Source organism: Flavitalea antarctica, from assembly GCF_054461535.1.
This window is the reverse complement of sequence record NZ_JBTLQG010000021.1, coordinates 72,898-88,075: the sequence shown is the minus strand read 5'-3', so window position 1 is coordinate 88,075 and position 15,178 is coordinate 72,898. Positions and strand designations below refer to the sequence as shown.

General features: G+C 43.8%; 12 protein-coding genes and 1 tRNA gene. 9 read left to right on the top strand and 4 right to left on the bottom strand.

From position 1 onward, the window contains the following. Positions 1-27: 27 nt before the first annotated feature. On the top strand, positions 28-441 hold the full coding sequence (locus ACX0G7_RS17780; protein ID WP_458924862.1) for a response regulator: 414 nt from the start codon (positions 28-30) through the stop codon (positions 439-441). A 92-nt stretch (positions 442-533) separates the two neighbouring features. On the opposite strand, the gene ACX0G7_RS17775 is transcribed toward ACX0G7_RS17780, so the two are convergent. Continuing rightward, positions 534-3,944, bottom strand: coding sequence for a PQQ-dependent sugar dehydrogenase (locus ACX0G7_RS17775; protein ID WP_458924861.1), 3,411 nt, complete (start codon positions 3,942-3,944; stop codon positions 534-536). Between the two features lie 589 nt (positions 3,945-4,533). Between ACX0G7_RS17775 and ACX0G7_RS17770 the strand changes: the two genes are divergently transcribed. From ACX0G7_RS17770 to ACX0G7_RS17740, 7 genes are all read left to right on the top strand, one after another. Further along, positions 4,534-4,905: a carboxypeptidase-like regulatory domain-containing protein gene (locus ACX0G7_RS17770; RefSeq protein WP_458924860.1), complete on the top strand. Its 372-nt coding sequence runs from the start codon at positions 4,534-4,536 to the stop codon at positions 4,903-4,905. Continuing rightward, positions 4,902-5,450: an RBBP9/YdeN family alpha/beta hydrolase gene (locus tag ACX0G7_RS17765; RefSeq protein WP_458924859.1), complete on the top strand. Its 549-nt coding sequence runs from the start codon at positions 4,902-4,904 to the stop codon at positions 5,448-5,450. Before ACX0G7_RS17770 ends, ACX0G7_RS17765 begins: the two co-directional genes overlap by 4 nt. A 117-nt stretch (positions 5,451-5,567) precedes the next feature. Next, positions 5,568-5,638, top strand: a tRNA-Cys gene (locus ACX0G7_RS17760). 117 nt (positions 5,639-5,755) lie between these two features. Continuing rightward, a complete protein-coding gene (locus ACX0G7_RS17755) occupies positions 5,756-6,367 on the top strand; it encodes a 2'-5' RNA ligase family protein (RefSeq protein WP_458924858.1) in 612 nt (203 codons plus the stop codon). Between the two features lie 159 nt (positions 6,368-6,526). Then, entirely contained in the window at positions 6,527-7,333 is an 807-nt protein-coding gene (locus ACX0G7_RS17750; RefSeq protein ID WP_458924857.1) for an SDR family NAD(P)-dependent oxidoreductase, read from the top strand. A gap of 172 nt (positions 7,334-7,505) precedes the next feature. Then, positions 7,506-8,681: a dipeptidase gene (locus tag ACX0G7_RS17745; protein WP_458924856.1), complete on the top strand. Its 1,176-nt coding sequence runs from the start codon at positions 7,506-7,508 to the stop codon at positions 8,679-8,681. Between the two features lie 200 nt (positions 8,682-8,881). After that, positions 8,882-9,610, top strand: a complete 729-nt coding sequence (locus ACX0G7_RS17740) for a DUF6089 family protein (protein ID WP_458924855.1) — start codon at positions 8,882-8,884, stop codon at positions 9,608-9,610. 140 nt (positions 9,611-9,750) lie between these two features. Here ACX0G7_RS17740 and ACX0G7_RS17735 read toward each other — a convergent pair whose 3' ends face one another. Further along, positions 9,751-10,443 (bottom strand): LytR/AlgR family response regulator transcription factor, encoded by a 693-nt coding sequence (locus tag ACX0G7_RS17735; protein ID WP_458924854.1) that lies wholly within the window; start codon positions 10,441-10,443, stop codon positions 9,751-9,753. 222 nt (positions 10,444-10,665) lie between these two features. On the opposite strand from ACX0G7_RS17735, the gene ACX0G7_RS17730 reads away from it, so the two are divergent. After that, a complete protein-coding gene (locus tag ACX0G7_RS17730) occupies positions 10,666-13,080 on the top strand; it encodes an ABC transporter permease (protein ID WP_458924853.1) in 2,415 nt (804 codons plus the stop codon). Positions 13,081-13,103: 23 nt separating this feature from the next. Here ACX0G7_RS17730 and ACX0G7_RS17725 read toward each other — a convergent pair whose 3' ends face one another. Then, the gene (locus tag ACX0G7_RS17725; RefSeq protein WP_458924852.1) at positions 13,104-13,265 is read right to left on the bottom strand and encodes a hypothetical protein; all 162 of its coding nucleotides are present in this window, start codon (positions 13,263-13,265) and stop codon (positions 13,104-13,106) included. A 248-nt stretch (positions 13,266-13,513) separates the two neighbouring features. Next, a complete protein-coding gene (locus ACX0G7_RS17720; protein WP_458924851.1) occupies positions 13,514-15,109 on the bottom strand; it encodes an ABC-F family ATP-binding cassette domain-containing protein in 1,596 nt (531 codons plus the stop codon). Positions 15,110-15,178 lie beyond the last annotated feature (69 nt).

Here is a 15,178-nt window from a genome sequence, read left to right as displayed (position 1 = left end):
TCAGATCAATTAAATGAATTAGAAATTATGAAAATCAGGAATATCCTGCTGGTGGAGGATGACCAGCTTGACGTCATAGACTTTAGGAGAGCATTGGATAAATTAAATGTCCTTTATTCCCTTGTGGTCGCAAAAAATGGCGAGGAAGCCATCGAATTACTAAACAAGGAAGGCACACCTCAGCTGGAACACTTACCTGATTTTCTACTGATAGATATCAACATGCCAAAAATGAATGGCCTTGAGTTCCTGGAAATAGTACGTAACACAGAAAAATGGAAACACCTCAAATGTTTCATCATCACTACTTCTGACGAAGATGTTGACCGCGATGCCGCCAACAGGCTTGGCGTTTCCGGCTATATTGTAAAACCTTTCAAGATCAATAATTCAGGCTCTATGGATTCCTTCAACCTGATGATAGACCTGATTAATAATTAATCTTCCTTTGAGATATAACTCAAATAGAAAATCCGCCGGAGTGGCGGATTTTCTATATAAGTTACCGTTTAAAGTCTATGCAATCTTATTGATTACAACTTTTGTATTTTTTCCTGTGCGTTTACGAACTGACCTTTTACCTGCAGGAAGTAAACACCTGTTCTCAGCGCGTTGAGATCAATTGATAGCCTGTTTTCACCTTTCTTAAGCACCACTGTTCTATTGATAACACTGCGACCGGTAACATCAACCAACTGCATGGTAACTTTTTGTTCTTCCGGTGACGAGATCATAACCGTTGTCTGTTTATCAGCAGGGTTCGGGAACACAGATATTCGGGTGATGAATGTGCCAGGTATATCTAGGACCACAACATTTGAATAGGTATATGAACCATCCTTATCAGTGATCTTCAGGCGGTAGAACAATCTGGATGTACCAAGCCCGGATGCTTCGTTATCATTTAATGTGTATCTGGTTTTTCCACTTTCGGTTCCTTTAGCCGCTACTGTACCTATGTTGGTATAAGTTCCATCGCCAGTGTTGCGTTCCACATCGAAATGTTTGGTATTCGATTCATTCGATGTCTCCCAGTTAAGATAGGCGGTTCCATCCTTATATCTGCCCTGGAAATTCAGAGATGTCAGCGGCAACAATGCACTTGTTGAGCCTATGTAAAAAGTTGAGAACCCGGAAATATCTGCCTGCAAAACATAGCCACTATCGTTATGTTTCAGCTTTAAAGCCGGGTTGATAATTGAAGTTGCCGCGGCAATGGCACTCTGACAAGGATCGCTGTTTTTATGAATCCGCAGATCAGCAAGACTGGTTATACCACTCAGTGGGTTGGCGTCAAAAGCATCGTATTCCTTTTTGCTCAGGTATATCCTGACCTTAACGGGAGAGGCCGGTTGATTTTGCGGTGTGATGGTAATATTTCGGTCGGCATAGGTTGAACCATTCCTCATTCGTAAAGGACCTGAGTTCTTATAGAACGAAGAAGTGATTGTTCCCAGGTTCTGACCATTTGGAAAAATCTCAGCTATAATGTTTCCATCAGGACCGGTTAAAGGGACCCATAGCATATTGTTGGTATAATCTATCGTAACGCCGGTGCCGGTATTACAGGCATCAGGCACCCCATCTGACACTGGAACTATAGTGTCTATAGAACTCTGCCCTGAAACATCACGGTATCCAAGAAAGGTATATTTCTGAAGGCAGCCCGGACAACTTGGAACCACAGGAAATGCTGAGCTCGGACCCGAAGATGTTGTTGATTTGTCCATCACAACATAGAGGTCTTTACCGGTTGGCCCGATGGCAATATCCCTGAATCGGTTCTGGCTTCCAAAATAACTGACAGTATCCTTTTTAGATGTGCTGTCTGCCTTACTTTTATAATAGGTACTGTCGCCGGTTTTATCAAGCCTTATTTTTACCAGACGTCCCCATTTTAACGATGAGGCAATCAACGATCGCTTCCAGCCTGGTATCGCAGTATGGTTATAGAAATCAAGACCTGACCAGCCCTCCGATGGCCAAAGACCATTGTTAGATATTGGAATTTCATTCCAAAGTCCGCCAATCGAAGGAAAGCGAATCGAATTCGGATAAGCAGAGAAAAGGGGATCCCTGTAATTCGGGAGCGCTGCGGCCGCGGCAACCTCATCAGTTATCACCGGACAAACACCTGAACTGGGATTCATTCCTGGCGCTGCGCCTGCAGTTGTGCCTTCCACATTCCGATCACCGGCATAACCGATAACCAGGGGGTGTCCGTAATTCTTCTGTCTTTCAATAACATTAATTTCGTCGTCACTGAATGGACCGTGAGATGATCCATATAATTTGTTCAGAACTGCATCATATGCGAATCCCTGGTTATTACGTATCCCGATTGCCCATGTGGCACTCTGCACACCAAGCGTTGCGTTGTAGGGATTTGTAGCATCTCCTGTCCCTGTGCTTGGTATCCATTGATCATAAGCACCGGCATCTCCGTCCGGTTCGAGATTAAATCTCAGGATCTTCCCTTCGGATGATCGTGGGAGTTGGGCCCGGATGGGCCTGCTGGCGTTACCAAACTGGCCCGAACCCATATCACCTGATGCATAGAACAGGTAATTTATTCCACCAACCGGGGCTATGATCATCCTTTGAGAATTATGATCGTTACTTCCGGGCAACGTGTCGCATAATGAAACAGGCAATTCTAATTTGCCGGTAGTAGTATTATACTCAAACCTCACAACCCGGTTTGTAAATACGTTTGTTGAGGTTTGGCTATGAACATAAGAAACATAGACATAGTTTTTTGGATTTGTGGGATGAAGAAAATTCGGATGCAGCGCAAGTCCCGCGCAACCACCCTGTGCACCTGAACCATTTGCGAACTGGCAATTGAATGTGCGGTCAGCAAGGGGTAAAAATGTGCTGCCTTGTGATATATCAAGGACTATCTCTTTCACTCCTGTGGTAGGATTTATCTTTGACACTTTGTACCCTTTCGCCTCTGTAACCCACAAGTTGTTGTCAGGTCCATATGTTACTTCCCATGGATCATTCAAAACGTTTGCAGGTGACAGTATATGCTGGCTGAAGACTTCACCCATCCTGCTGCCAACCACGGTAACCAGTGTTGGCGGGGGGGGTGTTGTTGATAAAAGTATTTTAAATGTTGATGCAGCCAGCTGTGCTGAACCCGCTGAGTATACCCTGACATAATATGTATTGCCAGGAGTCAAAGCTGAAACATCTATGGAACTGTTTGCGCAGCCAACGGAAACCAGGGAGCCACAATTGCCGGAGAAAAGCTGCATACGAACGCCTGCAGTTGTAAGGTCGGCACCTGCATTGGAAACGGCAACTGTTTCCATATTTGCAACGGCGGTAAATTTATACCATACATCATCATCAGTATCTGCTGTTGCACAACCTGCTGGTGTGGCACTATTGGTCCGTGCACCAAATAGGTTACCATCTGCCTGTGTCCCTGCAACAAGATTGATGGCTCCGGCACAATCATCATTGGAAGTTACACAGACATTCAAAACAAAATTTGAAGCGTTTCCATTCGTTGACTGAGTTGTATATATCCGGAAAAGATAAACTTGGCCTGCTGTCAAACCGGTAAACCTCCTGGGGCCGGTGGTGTTGCCGCAGCCCAATGAACTATTGGCAGCCGGGCAGCCGGTTGCATTAAATAATTCGACAAATGTATTACTGGTTGAAAGTGATCCTGAAGTAGCGGGGATGTCGACAGCGATTTCCACTGTGCTTGAAAATGCCGGAACCTGGAACCTGAACCAAATGTCCGCCTCTGTCGCACAAGAGCCTGTTATGCTTACATTTGTTGCCTTATAGAGACTTCCTTGTGTTGGAGTACAAGTGGCGCCGACAGATACCGTAGTCGGACTGGCACAATCATTATTGAACTCTTGCGAAAAAGCTGCAAAAGAACATAATGATAGCGCAAACGCCAGAATGAATGGGTTTTTCATAGATTGGATAAATGGATTGTGAGCTTACTAACGTGAACACGTAATTTAAGATTGTATTTACCCTTAAATTTTCTAAGGATTATTCTTTACCGGGATAACTGGTTTATGTTTCCAACGATAATACCATCCTCTTACATTCACTGGTTATTTGTAATGCAAATCTAATATGTCTTCTGACTCTTGCAATAGTAAAATGCCCATATTACCGGTAAAAATACTAAGGCAAAACACTGATGTTGTTCTTAGGCCTTGTTATTAACAATTAATAGGTTCATGGATTCCAAAGCGGAAATAATCCGCCCGGTTCAGGTTAGATCCTGTCTTACTATGCTTGCCGGACACGGTCAGAAATCTTTGTCCGAATACAAATACTCGGCGTGGTTCAGAAACATCTGCAAAACATGTGGTGTGGATTCCAAGGGTGTACCTCACAAGAATCCAAAACTGCGGTTAGAACACACAGCACTAATTTCTACCAGGGCGGTTGGAAAATGGCGACCCCTTTTTTATGCACCTGTCAGATTTATTTTGCATATTCTCCCTTACGTTATATATTTGTCTACTGGTTTGGTAGACTAATAATTATTTTATGAATCGTCTGCTGATCTTAATCTTATTATTTGGTGCTGGCAACCTGAGGGCCCAGCATAAACTCCGGAATGTAACAGGTGTGGTAAAATCGGCTGAAGAGCTGGCTCCGCTCGAGGGTGTGACAGTTACCATCAAAGGCACAAGGAAAGTATCCGGCACCCAGTCGGATGGTGCATTTTATATAGACGTTAGTCAACAGGATTCAATTTTTGTTTTTAGCCTGGAGGGTTTTCAACCGAAAGAGATCAGGATAACGGAAGCAAACGATTATCCGGTGGTATTGACAAAAGCAGCCCCTTTGATTATGTTTTTAAACAGGAATACAAAAACCGGAATACAAAACAAGGACAAGGATAATTATCACTTATGAAATACCTCATCATTCCAGGCTTACATGGGTCCGGTGCAGATCACTGGCAAACAAAATGGGAAGAATCTGATCCCACCTCATTCATGCGTGTTGAACAAAACAGTTGGGAATCCCCTGATAAACTCACCTGGACGAATACCATCAATCAGTACATCCAGGTTATCAACGAGCCTGTCATTCTGATTGCCCATAGCCTTGGTTGTATTGCTGTGGCCCATTGGGCACAGGCATTTCATTCTGAGAAAATCGCGGGGGCTCTGCTTGTCGCGCCGGCTGATGTTGAGCGAAGTTCACGGGAAGCATTTAAAACATTTGCGCCGGTACCGGAGCAACCGCTTCCATTCAGAACAATTGTTGTGGCAAGCGAAAATGATCAATACGCCGAAGCCGAAAAGTTAAACATGTGGGCAACAAGGTGGCAGGCGACGTTCATAAATGTTGGCCGTAAAGGACATATCAATTCTGCATCAGGGATTGGCTTTTGGCACGAGGGACATCAACTGCTTTATCAACTGGCTACCGCGGCCCCTGAGGTATACGCATAAGTACATTGCTCAAATTATGTAAAGTAAACCCATCCATCCGGGTAGCTCTCTGAGGTCAGATGAACCTTCGGCCAATATTTACTGGTTTACAAGGAGAACCTTCAAAGATTTATAATAAGCCCTGTGGCCGAATGGTAAGGTAAAGGTCTGCAAAACCTTCTACGGCGGTTCGATTCCGTCCGGGGCGTCAATTGGAAATGTCTCTTTCTGCTGCTATTCCATTCATACACAGATGTGATAAACGTCCCTGGTGAGATCTTGGATGACGTTGGTAGAAGTTTTGCAGTAGTTATCTAAAAAACCGGATGAAGTTGAAAGGGACTACAATACCGGGATTTGATGTTTTCGAATATTTCCTGATCCTCAGTCTCCCGGCTGCGCTGCAGGAGGAGGTACTCGTGCTGAGAAAGGATTTTCACCATGCATTTGAAACGCATCATAAAATTAAAGGAAGACCTACCCTTTCCCTGGCACTGTTTCTCCAGTATGAAACCATGGAGCAGAAATTCGTCCATATGCTCAGGCAGGTCGCATCTACTTTCTCACCGTTAGACATAAACTTAAAGGATTTTGGAAGTTTCCCGACTCATTCAATATTTATTTCAGTAGAAGATAACTCCCAGGTTTATGCGCTGGTGAAAAACATCAGAGCAAATTCGAAAGGGCTTTTGCAGGTAAATAAAGAAACAAAGCCGATGCTCATGCTAACGCCGCATATTGGTATAGCCAGGAAGTTGAAGCCTGAAACATTTGAACAAAGCTGGGAGAAATACAAGGACCTCCGTTTTGACAGCCATTTTCTTGCAACGGAAATGATCTTGCTTCGTCGTTCCGGCCATGAGCAGAAATGGGAGCATGTTGATCGTTTTGCATTTGAAAACAAGTCTCAGCCGGCAACACAGGGAAAGCTTTTTTGATCTGGTATTAAACAAATCGGCTATTCAGAATTTCGCTATACAGTCGTAAGTTTGAGCTACACCATGAGAATGGTTGACCTGAATACTAAACAACCCCGTGCTAGTCTGAGTTTCGCTATGCTATCGTAAGTACGGGGTGCACTATCAAAATGATTGCCCATGTTAAAGGATAAAAATGCCATTGTTTATGGCGCAGGCGGATCTCTAGGCAGTGAGGTAGCAAAAGCATTTGCGACCGCCGGAGCCAGGGTGTTCTTAACCGGCCGGAACCTCAGTTCGGTACAAAAGGTAGCCGACGAAATTAAAGCAGCGGGAGGTATTGCTGAAGCAAATGAAGTGGATGCTTTGAATGAATCGGCTATCAACGATTATATTCAGAAGGTGGTCCGACAGGCAGGCACGGTAGATATATCATTTGATCTCACCGGAACCGATGTTGTTCAGGACATGCCTTTGGTTGATATGTCGCTCAAAGATTTTATGCAACCGATATCGATGATGATGCAAACAAGGTTCCTGACCGCCGTTGCAGCAGGTAAGGCAATGATGAAACAAAAATCAGGCGTCATCTTATTTCTATCAGCAACTCCTGGCGGTATAGGCTATCCATATACCGGCGGATTCGGACCCGCGTGTTGCGCTATTGAAAGTCTTTCAAGAAACCTGGCTTCCGAACTCGGCATATATGGAATAAGGGTTATCAATATAAGGTCAGGAGGTTCGCCTGACTCAAGGGTTTTCAAAGAAGCATTGGCCAATCACCGGGATATTGTGGAGCCGGTATTTCAAAAAATGAGAGCAGATACTATGCTCAAAAAACTTCCGCCAATGCAAGACATTACAAACGTGGCAGTATTCCTCGCCTCCGCGTTGGCTGGAAGTATCACGGGTGTTACTGTTGACGTAACGGCCGGAACCACAGCAAGCCTGAATTACCGGGTTGACGCATTGACCGATCAAAAATGATCCCTCGCAGCTTATCATATCCCTCGGTTAACACTAATGAGGAACCCCCTAACGTCAATATGTACATCAATTCCGCTCTGCTATCAATATGTGCATCAATTCCGCTCTGCTATTTTAGTTGTAAACTTGCAATCGACCAGGCCGTTTCATCTAACAGTAACATATACGAATTATGAGAGGATTTCATTTATTGATCTGCATTATTATAGCTCAGTCCGCATCTTCACAATCATATCAAAAGATACATCGCAAGGCCATTTTTATCGATACTCATAATGATGTACTCACTCAGAATATTGAAAAGGGAGTGATCATAGATACAGATCTGAAAGGTAAAACCCATAGCGACCTTGACCGGTGGAAAGAGGGCGGGTTAGATGTGCAGCTGTTTTCTATCTGGTGCGATGGTGATAAAAAACAACCTTATCAATACGCCAACAGGCAGCTGGATACCCTGGATGCGGTAGTGCGCAGAAACCCTGCTAAAATCCAAAAGGTGGCAAACAGTAAGCAACTGTCAAAGGTGGTTCGTGAACATAAGATAGCTGCTATGGCTGGTGTTGAAGGCGGCCATATGATAGAAGACGATATCAACAAATTAGATAGCCTCTATAACCGGGGCGTCAGGTACATGACATTGACATGGAATAACTCAACCAGCTGGGGAACCAGTGCATTTGATGAATTTTTTAAAAAGGATCTTAGCCGGAAAGGACTTACTGATTTCGGCAAACAGGTAGTTCAGCGAATGAACCGCCTGGGAATGATCGTCGATATCAGTCATGTGGGCGAACAAACATTCGCCGATGTAATCGAGGCAACAACAAAACCTGTCATCGCATCCCATAGTTCAGTCTATACGCTTTGCCCTCATCAACGAAATCTGAAAGATGACCAGATACGCGCTATCGCAAAAAACGGTGGAGTGATACAAATAAATTTTTATTCCGGATTTCTTGATAGCAATTACATGAAATCGAAAACAGCCTTTCTTGCCAAACATAAAACGGAATTGGATTCAGTGATAAAAAGCGGCAAGCCTGAGTATATAGCAGAGGACTACATTACTGGCAGGTACCAGGAAGAGGCAAAAGCATTACAGGCATCATTTGAACTGGTGATTCAACACATCGAATATATTATCAAACTCGTCGGCACAGACTATGTAGGCATAGGCTCCGATTTTGACGGAATTGAATCCCCTCCGAAAAAACTTGACGATGTTACTGCTTATCCATTAATCACTAAAGCACTGGTTGAAAAAGGATATGGCAGACGGGATATTAAAAAGATCCTGGGTGGAAATTTTTTAAGAGTATTGAAAGCGAACGAAAGAAATGTTAAATAAACTTTCCGGACAACCGGATTCCCGGTAATTCAATCAACCTGGCTTCGTAAACCTGCTCGTTTGGATAACAGGCACCTTTTTTGAGATAATCGAATTGCCATTTATACAATATGCAATGCTGTTAGCTGATAAGTTACAGTGGATCTCGTAGACAACGTATTGAATGAATGGGATATCAATATCACCATAAAACCGGATAAATGAATTTGAGGCTGCCCATTATAGTTATCCTTGTTTTTGCCACTCTTAGTACTAATGCCCAGATTGATCCACATAAGTTTGAAGTTGGTATTAATGCAGGCACATATATATACCAGGGCGATCTGGCCCCTGCATATGCCGGATCATTAAAAACACCCGGGCCCGCAGTCGGATTGCAGTTTACCCGTAAACTTAACAGATCACTATCGGCCCGCTTGGAATTTAGCAAAGGAAGATTAAAAGGGGACGATGCCAGGTATTCTGAGATTGAATGGCGCTCACATAGGAACTTTGCGTTTACCACGCGTATTACCGAAATAGTGGGATCAGTTGTATGGACACCTGCTTTGTTTACCGGCAGGTTAAGACCCTATGCCTTCGCAGGCGCCGGCGTAGCGTTTATAGATGTCACACGTGATTACAGCAATTACAACCCTGAATATTTTGCTGCCACGAATGTCACCGCCAGCTTGCAGGAAGATGTTGCAACTCCTATCCCCAACCAAATTCCGGTTATACCGGTTGGTATAGGTCTACGTTATGAAATTACAGATCGTATCTCATTAGTGCCCGAAGCTTCGTTCAGGCATATTTCCAGTGATTACCTTGATGGATACAGTAAGTCAGGCACTCCCGAGCGGAAAGACAAATATTTTAAGTATTCGCTTGGACTGACCTATTCGTTCAGTGTGCAAAGACGATACGGTTGCCCAACCGTAAAGCTGTAGAGGAAGGGTTAATCTTTTCAGGATTAACTTCGTTACCTTGAACGATAAACATCCGTGTATCGAAATCGATCCCGGACTCTGGTTATCCGAAGTTTTCCTGACGGATAATGAAAAATACCTTGAGTAACCGTACGAACCCTTTATAAGTTTTCTATCACATCCTTGTATCCCCTTCCAATCGGGACAGGAATTCCATTGACTTCGACAGCTTCGGCGGTATACGAATCAATCTTGCTGACTGAAATGATAAAAGAACGATGCACCCGTTTGAATAGTGTTGGAGGCAGAAGGGCTTCCATTTCGTGTGTGCTCATCTTTGAAATAAACTCATTCTTTGTAGTAACTATCCTGATGTATTCGCGCTGACTTTCTATGTAAACAATTTCAGCGAAAAGGACCTTCACTTTCTTTTTCTGGACATTCACAAAAATAAAGTCTTTACTCCCCGTGGTTACAAATGCTCCCGGCTTTTCTTTTACTGCTGATTTGACTTTGTTCACAGCAATGAGAAACCGCTCAAAATCGAATGGTTTTAAAAGATAATCTGTAACACTGAGATCGAATGCCTCCACCGCATATTGATGATAGGCTGTGGTGATGATGATTGCCGGTGGGGATGACAATGTTTTCAGAAAAGCCATCCCTTTTAGTTTCGGGAGGTGGATATCAAGGAAAATCAGGTCGGTTGAATTTTCTCTCAGGTACTCTGTGGCAAGAATCGCGTCTTTGAAGGTTGCCTGTAATACCAGGAAGGGTACCTGGCCTATGTAATCCGTTAATACCTTCACTGCCAACGGTTCGTCTTCTACAATTATGCAATTAATTTTTGACATGCCCTTCCAATTTACCAACTTCAGATTGTTTTGACGCTGGTTTTTTGCTGTATCAGTTCCGTACACCATTTGTAACATAAACGAACAGCCTCGTACTCACCCGCATCTTAGTGATTGACAGGCAGTATAGTTGTAAACTGGCATATTTTTCAGGGACAATAGACCGCGCATACGCCGTGCAATCGCTTCCCATATTATTAACCATTATCAACCGACCTGATTATGCTGAAAAATTACCTGAAAGTTGCCATCCGTTATTTAAGACATCATAAGGGATATACAGTTATAAACGTTTCCGGGCTGGGCGTTGGCATTGCCTGTTGTATCCTTATCGCATTGTTTGTAAAAAGCGAATGGAGCTTTGACCGGTTTCATAGCAAAGCAGACCGAATACACAGGGCATGGCTCCAGGAGCATTATGAAGGTCAGATCTTTACCAACACGATGACTCCCCTTCCACTCGGACCGGTACTTCAACACAATTTACCTGAAATAGAAAAAACCTGCCGTGTCTTTTCCAGGAGTCCTTTAGTCCGCTACAATAACAACATCTTCTCAGAAAAGATCAACATGGTCGACAGCAGTTTTTTTAACTTGTTCGACTTCAAATTAAAACAAGGTGATCTGAACAACCCCTTTCCAACCGCGAACGCAATTGTCATAACACAAGCAGCCGCTACAAAATATTTTGGCAACGAATCACCGTTAGGCAAAACGCTGGAACTTGAGCTTGCGCGGGAATGGGTCCCTTTTACTGTTGCCGGGATAGTAAATGAAGTTCCCCTTGAATCGAGTATACGGTTCGAAATGCTGATATCTTTTGCAAACGGGCTGCGCTTTTTTAGTGAAAAGACAATGACGCAGGCCTGGTCAAATGTATCCGTCGAAACCTATTTCCTCTTGAAAAAAGGTACCGGCCCGGAAGCACTAAGTAAAAAGATCGCTGCCGTCCTCAATCCCCTGGTGGCAAAAAACTATAAGCCTGGTCAGTATAATGTTACACTTCAGCCTTTAACCAAAATACACCTCGACAATACTTTGCCTGCAGGGAACGAACCTGTCAGTAACCCAAAATATTCAACCATACTGGCAACTATCGGAATACTGATATTGCTGATTGCCTGTATCAACTTTGTTACGTTGTCCATTGGCCGGTCGGCAAGCCGTTCGCTGGAGGTTGGCGTGCGGAAGGTGCTGGGTGCCGCACGTCCACAACTCGTAAAACAATTCTGGGGCGAAGCATTAATGCTCACGTTCATTTCGTTCCTGATTGGGTTACTACTCGCCTGGTTCTGTTTACAACCTTTCAGCCAACTGGCTGACCGGGAACTGGTGCTCGACATTAACCCCTTTACCATACTCTTTTTTATGGCTTTGTTTGTCATTGTCGGTTTAATTGCCGGCATCTATCCCGCTATTGTTTTATCCGGGTTCAGGCCGATAGAAGTGTTAAAAGGAAAACTGAAGGTTGGTGGGAATATGAATCTGTTCAGGCGAGCGCTGGTGGTTTCACAATTTGTCGCCTCAATAATCATGATTATTTGCACAATAGTTATTGGGAAACAATTAGACTATCTCCGGAGCAAAGACCTGGGATACAGTAAGGAACAGGTAGTAGTGATCTCCACCAATAAATCGGGGCTGGAGGGCAGGGACCTCGGGACGCGTTTCAAGACGGCACTTGAAACAAACCGTAACGTAAAATCAAGCACCGTTTCCTGGTTTAGCCTGATACAGGCAGGCTGGATGAAACTTGGTTACATTGATGATAAGAAGACATTCCGTTCATTTAACTTCAACCTGGTTGATCCGGATTTCATCCCCACTATGGGGCTGAGGCTGGTAGCCGGCCGAAACTTCATGAAAGGTAATCCGGCTGATTCGAATGCGGTTATCGTGAATGAAGCTTTAGTACGAGAATATGGTTGGAAAGATGCGCTGGGAAAAAAGCTACCCGGCAAATATGCGGAAGAAATAATAGGCGTTGTAAAGGACTTCAATTTTGAATCGTTGCATACTGCCGTAAAGCCAGTGATGATGGCAATGAAGTCAGATAGTATACTGAGGGCATCAAGTGATGTTACTACTGAGCATTCCAACAGCCGTAGGGTCAGCGTGAGACTGGCAGCCGGAAATTTGCAACAACAGATAGCGGGGTTAAGGTCTGCCTGGAAAGCCGCGGCAGGAAGCCAGGAATTTGAGTACCGCTTCCTGGATGATGCATTGAATGCCGCCTATAGCCAGGAACAGAGACTTGGCAACGTGGTTACGTATGCTTCAGTATTGTCCATCTTTATCGCCTGTATGGGGCTGTTCGGCCTCGCGACCCTTGTAGTGGTTAAGCGAACAAAAGAAATAGGCATACGGAAAGTATTGGGAGCCGGCATAGGGAGTATCGTAACATTGCTTTCAAAAGATTTCCTGGTGCTGGTGCTAATAGCTGCATTGGTCGCCTTCCCGGTGGCCTGGTGGGCATTGTCCGACTGGCTGGAAGACTTCAAATACAGGATCAATATTCCGTTATGGATATTTTTTCTCGCGGCATTCGCTGCGCTGGCTATTGCCCTGGTTACGGTTGGCCTCCAGGCTGTCAGAGCAGCACTTTCAAACCCGGTGAAAAGCCTGAGGACAGAATAACAAAATCCTCTGAGAAATATTTACTATCCCCGGGGTTGGAAAGTCTGATCTTCCAATGCCGCGACGTTATTATCCTGTTCGGCAACCTCATTGGAAAATTGCTGATCACCCGGCTTGGGAGGCTCTTGTCTGCAGGCATGAAGTGAGAGTAAGACAACGGCCAGGATCAACAAACACTTTTTCATCTGGTTTGATTTAGGGGTTAAAGATTCGGGGTAAGCAACACAACGCCACCCGAACTTTCAGATCGACCGCGCAGGAATCATTTCCGGTCAACAACCGCAATGATCAATTTCAGGTGACTCTTCTGAGTCATCGATATTGGGCGAAGTGCAGCATATTTTAGTCGCAGAAAAAGAAGGATCAGTAACAAACTGTTTTTAAATCTGGCATGAAACTGCATTGACGTTACTCACGGGAAGCATATCCAAACTCACAGTTGATCCAGGTCGATAGTTCTTATCACGTTTATTTCTTCAAGAAAATATTCATCATGAGATACAACAACGATCGTTCCCGCGTATTCATTGACAGCATCTGTTAAGATCTTTATATTCTGGATATCCAGGTTATTCGTTGGCTCATCAAGAAAAATGATATCGGGCGCATTTTGTGAAATGGTAAGACAGCAAAGCATTAATCGCATCTTTTCACCACCACTTAGTCCTGCGCATTTCTTATCCCAGAATTCCTTACTGAACAGGAATCGATTGAGCCTGATTTTTATCTCATGTTCCTGGAGACCGGAATTATTGAAGGCCAACGCTTGTTCAAAAACGGTCAGCTGATTATCTATGAGTGAATATTCCTGGTCAATGTAAACTGCTTCATTTATTGCGCGGTGAACAGTTCCCACCGAAGATTGTAATTCTCCGGATATTATTTTAATCAATGTCGTTTTGCCTGAACCATTAAGACCTTTGATGGAAACACGCTCGCCACTTTTTATGTGTAGTGTCAGATCCTTTTTCCAAATCCGGGATTTGCCATAACCGAAATTTATCTCCTTTGCCTCGAAAAGAATTTTGCCAGTATGCAGGGATGTGTTGCTGAAGCCAAATCTCATTTTGTCCATACCTGCCAGGGCACTCCTTAAAACATTTCGTTCCTCCGAGATCATACCTACTTTTTCTGCGTGCACATCTTTGATCCTTGCGGTAGTTTTCTCCGCATTATTTCTTAAGGTGTTCATAGCGATGGTAGGTACGCCTGATTTTTCCTGCTTTTTTTTGCCCCTTGCATTTAACTTGTTTTGTCTTTCTATTGAATCTCTCTCAACTTCTTTTGCCTTTCTTAATGACTTGTCCAGGTTTCTCAGGTCCTGTTCAGCTGCATTCGCTTCTATAGATTTCTGTTGCGAATAAAAATCATAATTACCACCATAAATTGTTATTCCCTTTTTTGTTAACTCATAAACGGTGTCAGGTATGTTAAGTAACTTTCGATCATGACTCACTACGACCAGGGTTGCGTTAACTGAAGCAATAAAATCATACAATAATTTCCTGCCGGCAATGTCGAGGTGATTACTTGGCTCATCCAATAATATTATCCCGGGATTATGTATATCTATCCCGGCCAGGAATACTTTTGTTTTCTGGCCTCCACTCAGGTACTTCATTTTTTGCCATGGATCCAGGCTTTCGAGACCCCAATGAGCAAGAGCCGACTCGCAACGCTCTTCGATGGTCCAGTTATCATCCAACACGGAGAGGTTCTCATCGCTTACATCGCCACGGAGTATATCATGAAGAGCTTGTAATTGCCGGTCAATTGCGAGGGCCTGGGCAACGGTGAATTCGTTAAACTGGCCAAACAACTGGGGTATATAATACGGCTTCGAGGCCGATTGAACACTACCGTCGGTTGGATGCAATACGCCTGCTATGATTTGCAGCAATGTGGACTTCCCTGAGCCATTGTTGCCGATCAGGGCTATTTTACTATTCTGATTAACAGAGAAACTAAGATTATTAAATAAGAGATCCTTATTGGGATGAGAATAGGTAATGTTCTGAAGATTCAACATAATTTCTTCCTTTTAAAAGTGAATAATGATCATAATCCATTAAGGATTACTTATTATTTTCTTTGAAAG